Source organism: Okeania sp. SIO2F4 (genome assembly GCF_010672385.1).
Lineage (GTDB): Bacteria > Cyanobacteriota > Cyanobacteriia > Cyanobacteriales > Microcoleaceae > Trichodesmium.
Genome location: NZ_JAAHGT010000669.1, coordinates 1 through 5,468, shown reverse-complemented (window position 1 = coordinate 5,468; position 5,468 = coordinate 1). Strand labels below are relative to the sequence as shown.

General features: G+C 35.5%; 3 protein-coding genes and 1 pseudogene. All 4 read right to left on the bottom strand.

From position 1 onward, the window contains the following. Nucleotides 1-86 precede the first annotated feature (86 nt). Nucleotides 87-1,334 carry an ABC transporter substrate-binding protein gene (locus F6K22_RS30100; RefSeq protein WP_293106662.1) on the bottom strand — a complete coding sequence of 416 codons (1,248 nt, stop codon included), beginning with the start codon at nt 1,332-1,334 and terminating at the stop codon, nt 87-89. A gap of 140 nt (nt 1,335-1,474) precedes the next feature. After that, a complete protein-coding gene (locus F6K22_RS30095) occupies nt 1,475-3,592 on the bottom strand; it encodes a sensor histidine kinase (protein ID WP_293106659.1) in 2,118 nt (705 codons plus the stop codon). Between the two features lie 5 nt (nt 3,593-3,597). Next, nucleotides 3,598-4,983, bottom strand: coding sequence for an ABC transporter substrate-binding protein (locus tag F6K22_RS30090; RefSeq protein WP_293106657.1), 1,386 nt, complete (start codon nt 4,981-4,983; stop codon nt 3,598-3,600). A gap of 21 nt (nt 4,984-5,004) precedes the next feature. Beyond that, nucleotides 5,005-5,468, bottom strand: a pseudogene (locus tag F6K22_RS30085) (carbohydrate ABC transporter substrate-binding protein); the annotation flags it as partial.

Genomic DNA, 5,468 nt, shown 5'->3' with positions numbered 1-5,468 from the left:
GGAGAGGGGTCGGGGGAGAGGTCTTCATTGATATAAAACTTGCCCACATTCTAAAGCTAGACGTGCTAGTAGATTGGCAAAATGTTTCATAACTGGCAACTTGTAGCATTTACAGGTCTCGTGACAGAATTTCCAGGTGCAATTTGAATGGGGTCGAGAATGGGAAATTCGTAATCTGTACTATTAGCAGTTTTGCCCCAGGTAACATCTACAATAGCTTGATGGTCTGTTGCTCTGATGGTGACTTTCCCCATTGGAGCTTCGTATTCACGCCCTTCTAATGCTTGGATGACGGCTTCAGTCTTGGTGGTTTTGGCATCGTTAGCTGCTGCTGCCAGTAAATGTAAACCAACGTAGGCATTTTGAGCATTGTAACTAGGGTAGCTGTTGTAGCGATCGCGAAACTTCTGGACAAAGTTACGATTAATTTCTGTATCTGGAGTTTGCCACCAGTAACGGGTGCCTACCCACTGAGCAATAGGCATTTCTGCTCCCAATGCGGTTAATACTTCCATTGCTGCTCCCAATTCCATATACACTGGGAATTTGGCAAACAGACCAAATTTATTTGCCTGTCTGACAAAGTTGACTAAATCATTTCCCCAAAGGCTACACCATATTGCATCTGCGTTTGATTCTGTCAGAGTGGTAATAAAGCTGTTGTAATCTTCTGCACCCAATGTGGGAAAGGCGGTTTTGTCTAAAAATTTAATGTCTGGTTGACGTTGCTGGACAGCTTTTTGGAAAAAATCCCAACTTTGATGTCCGAAAGCGTAGTCAGGTCCGATGGTTGTCCATTTCAGATATGGTGCTTTGGTTGCGATGTCTGCTCCTGCGGTGGCGTTTTGGGCACCGTTGATGCTGCACCGGAAAATGTATTTATTGCATAATTCTCCAGTAATTTTGGGGGTCGCTGCATGAGTCACCATTAACACTCTGTCTAATTCTGGTAGGGTGGGTACGAGAGCTTCAGCATTGCCGGAACTGTCGATACCAATGAGAAAGTCTACATTTTCTTCTAATACCAATCTGCGGGCGGTTTGTACTGGGTCGCCTTCGTGTTCAAATATGACTTCTACGGTGCGACCATTTATGCCACCATTAGTATTGATTTCTGTTAATGCGAGATTGATGCCATCTCTAGCAAATTCGCCGTAAGTAGCAAAACCTCCTGTGAGGAGGTACATCGCGCCAATTTTTACGGGTTGGTTGTTGTCAGTTGTGTTGTTGGCAGGGGTGCTACAAGCGGCTAGTATTCCCACTCCTGCTAAACCCAGATGTTTGAGAAATTTCCGCCGTGGATAGCGGGGATAAAATGAGTTGAATTTTAACATTTGATATGATTAATTATATTTTATATAGCAATTCCCATACTGGATAACAACGGAAAGCGCTGTAAAATAATTTTATTTTAATTAGATTTTTTTAGTATTAGTTAAAATATTAATATTTTTTGATAAAAATTAACTCTTATTCATGGATGATAACTATAGACAACGGGTAATTCAATCACAAATTCTGTACTCTGACCAACTACAGAATTACAATAAAAATTTCCCCCATGCTTTTCAACTATAATTTGATAACTCAGAGATAATCCTAAACCAGTACCTTTTCCCACAGGTTTAGTTGTATAAAAAGGGTCAAATATTCTCTTTTTTACTTCTGCTGGTATTCCTAGTCCGTTATCCATAATATGGATAGATATATAGTTTTTATTGATAGCTTTGGTCTTGATTTTTATTTGAGGTTTAGTAGAAAAAAATTTAGATTTTAATTTTTCCCATGACATTTCTAAAGCATCAATACCATTAGCCAAAATATTCATAAAAACTTGATTAATTTGACTTGCTAAACATTCGACTAATGGCAAATTACCATATTCTTTAACTATCCGAATTTCTGGATATCCTGCCTTAGGTTTAAGGCGATGTTGCAAAATTAGTAGGGTACTATCTATACCTTCGTGAATATTAACTTGTTTTTGTTTAGATTCATCGTGACGGGAAAAGTTGCGTAAGGATAAAACTATTTCTTGAATTCTTCTAGCACCTTCTTCCATAGAATTCAGCAAACTAGGAAAATCTTCTCTGATAAAATCTAGCTCTATTATACTGTGTCTATCTCTAATTTCAGCTACCGGATCTGGATAATATTGCTGATAAAGGTTGAGTAAATCTAATAAATCTTCTGCATAATCTCTGGCGGGTGAAATATTGCCATAGATAAAGCTAACAGGGTTGTTTATTTCATGGGCAATCCCAGCAACTAACTGACCTAAACCTACCATTTTTTCATTCTGAATTAATTGAGCTTGAGTTTGTTTTAACTTCTGAATAGTTTGCTCTAAGTCTGTATTTTTTTCTTTTAATTCTTGGGTTCTTTCATCAACTTTGAGTTCGAGAATATGATTGTAATTAGATAATTCCTGATATGAGCTGTTTAACTGTTGAATCATTTGATTAAAAGTTTGAGCTAGAAAACCAATTTCGTTTTTAGTTAATACTGGCACTTTTTGAGTTAGATCGCCTTTACTTACTAACTTAGCTGTATGAGCGATCGCTAAAATTGGTCGTACAATTTGACGACCTAATAACAACATAGCTACTGCCATCACTAAAGCTAATGTCAAACCAATTAGCAAAATTGAACTAGCAAGATGACGAGCAGGTGCAAATGCTTCTGTTTGTTCTATTTCTGCTAATAATGCTAAGTCTTGATATTCCAGCCACCGATAAACACCAATAACTGGTACTCCTTTATAATTTATATACAACCCTTGGCCATTCTTGCCATTAATAGCAGCATTAATAGCTTGACTACTAATGCCATCAGGAAATTCCTCTGAACCAAATTTTGTAGCTGAAACAAATACATTTCTCCTCGACAAACTACTACCAATATTTCCTACTAAATAAGTTTCAGCTGTTTCTCCTAAACCTGCTTGCTCGCGAATAATACTATCAATTCTGTCTAAGTTAAGATGGGTAGCAAACATTCCTAGTTTCTTACCATTTTCACTGAGAATAGGGATAGCAAAGGTAATCATAGGTTTACCTGTTTCAGCAGAGCGGTAAAAGTTTGATATTAAGTTATCTGTGGGAGATTTTGTTACTTCGCTATATTGAACTAGAGGTTGATATTTGCCTACTTTCTTGGAATTACTGGAAACTAAAATCCTGCTACTTCTGCTTAAAATAAAAATTTCTTGTAAGCTGTCAATATTATCAGCAAAAGATTTTAAAGAAGTCTGTAGTGAAGCTTGAGATGATTCATATTCTGGAGAAGATTTTTTGCTTGTTAGTAGTATTTTTGCTTGGTTATTAATTTCTGGCAACTCGGCGAGCGCTATGATATTTTTTCGTCGATCTAATACCCAGAAATTAAGTTCCTTTTCTTTAAGTTGAGCAGCAAAGTTCAGGCGATCGAATACTGATTTTTTTAAAGATTCTCGTGCTTGACTAAAAGTCGTATATCCGACAATTGATATTGTCACTAGGGATAAAACTAAAAAAGAACCTACGATTTGAATTAGGAGGCTTTTTTTCCAAAAGTACATGATTCTATCTCCACATTTTTGACTTTGCCACATTATATTTAACTTTGAGTTTTCCACTGAGAAAATATTTCTTGAATTTGGTTAATGGCTATATCAGTGGCCTCAGTTGGTGATAAACCTTCAATTAACACTTGCTGCATCGCCTTACTCCAAATGTTTTCTGAATGTACTTGAGAATAAGCATGATTCCTAGAATTATCAAATAAACGAGTTTGATATTCGCTAAACTGTTTAGATGCTACAGAAATATGAGGATCTTTTGAATTGCTCCAGAATGGGTCTTGCCATAGTTGGGGCATAATTGGAAAATAGCGACCTTTTGCACCTTTAATGTAAGCTCCTAAATTTTCTGGCTGTACTAAATATGATAAAAATTCTTTTGCCAATTTGGGATGAGCAGAAGATGTAAAAATTACAGGTTGTTTGATAGATACTAAAGATATAGGTTTGGCTCCATTAGGATTATTGGGAAACTCAATAGTTCTCATTTGATTCAAGTAAATTTCTTCATCTTCTCGTTGGGAACCAGGAATCGACATACTTGGGTTAATTGTCATTAAAGTCTTGTGATTGAGGAAATTAGTATTATTATCAGAATTTCGCCAATTAACTGCATTAGGTGGCACATATCCATTTTTATAAAAGCTGGTATACCAGTCTAAAATTTCTATAATTTTCTGTCTTACTGCTGGTTTATCTATTTGTAGTTTGCCCTGTTTATCTAGTATTTGTAAATTGTTAGCCTCCAAAATTTGTTCAAATACAATAGAAGTATCTGTAGCATCAATAGACATAGGTAAACCTAAACCATAAATATTAGTTTGGCCTTTTTGACGTAAATTTTTTTGTGCATTTTGCCAAAACTGCCAAAATTCATCCCAATTTTTTGGTATTTCTTCTCCCAAATTTGCCTCACGAATTAAATCATGCCAGTAGTGAATATGGAGACTTTGCTGCATTATTGGTACTGCATAATTAGAATATTTAGACTCAACATTGTTGTACAAATAAACATAATTCAAAATAGTATCGCTGTATAAATTTTTTACAGGTTCAATTACATCTGAAGCATCTACTAATTTGCCCTCCCAAGCCCATTGAGGAATCAAAGTAAATTCTCCAATCTGAGAAAAAAATATATCTGGTGGTTTACCTGCTCCTAGAGCATTAGTACCTGCTTCTAAAATGTCATCTGTACTAAAAAATGAAATTTCAACTTTGTTGTTAGTTTTTTCTTTCCAGTCAGCAATAACTTTTTGTAGAGCTTCATCTTGCTCTGGGTAAAATCCCCGATTCCACCAAATCGTTAAAACTGGATCTGAGTGAGGTTGTTGGGGAGAATTTTGAGTTTGATTGGAGCTACAAGTAACTAATATTAAACTTAGTATGAATAACAAAATTATTGCTAAAAATTTATGTCTCATAATTATCATCGAGTTTAAAGATTATTCTTTTTCCTTAGTTTTCCACTGAGAAAATATTTCTTGAATTTGGTTAATAGCTATATCGATGGCCTCAGTTGGTGATAAACCTTCAATTAACACTTGCTGCATCGCCTTACTCCAAATGTTTTCTGAATGTACTTGAGAATAAGCATGACTCCTAGAATTATCAAATAAACTAGTCTGATATTCAGTAAACTGTTGAGATGCGACAGAAATATGAGGGTCTTTTTTATTAGTCCAAAAAGGGTCTTTCCATAGTTGAGGCATAATCGGAAAATAGCGACCTCTGGAACCTTTAATGTAAGGTCCTAAGTTCTCTAGTTGTACTAAATATGATAAAAATTCTTTCACTAGTTTAGGATGAGAAGAAGATGTAAAAATTACAGGTTGTTTGACAGATACTAAATATGTAGGTTCTGCTCCATTAGGATTAGCGGGAAAATCTATAGTTTTCATTTGATTCA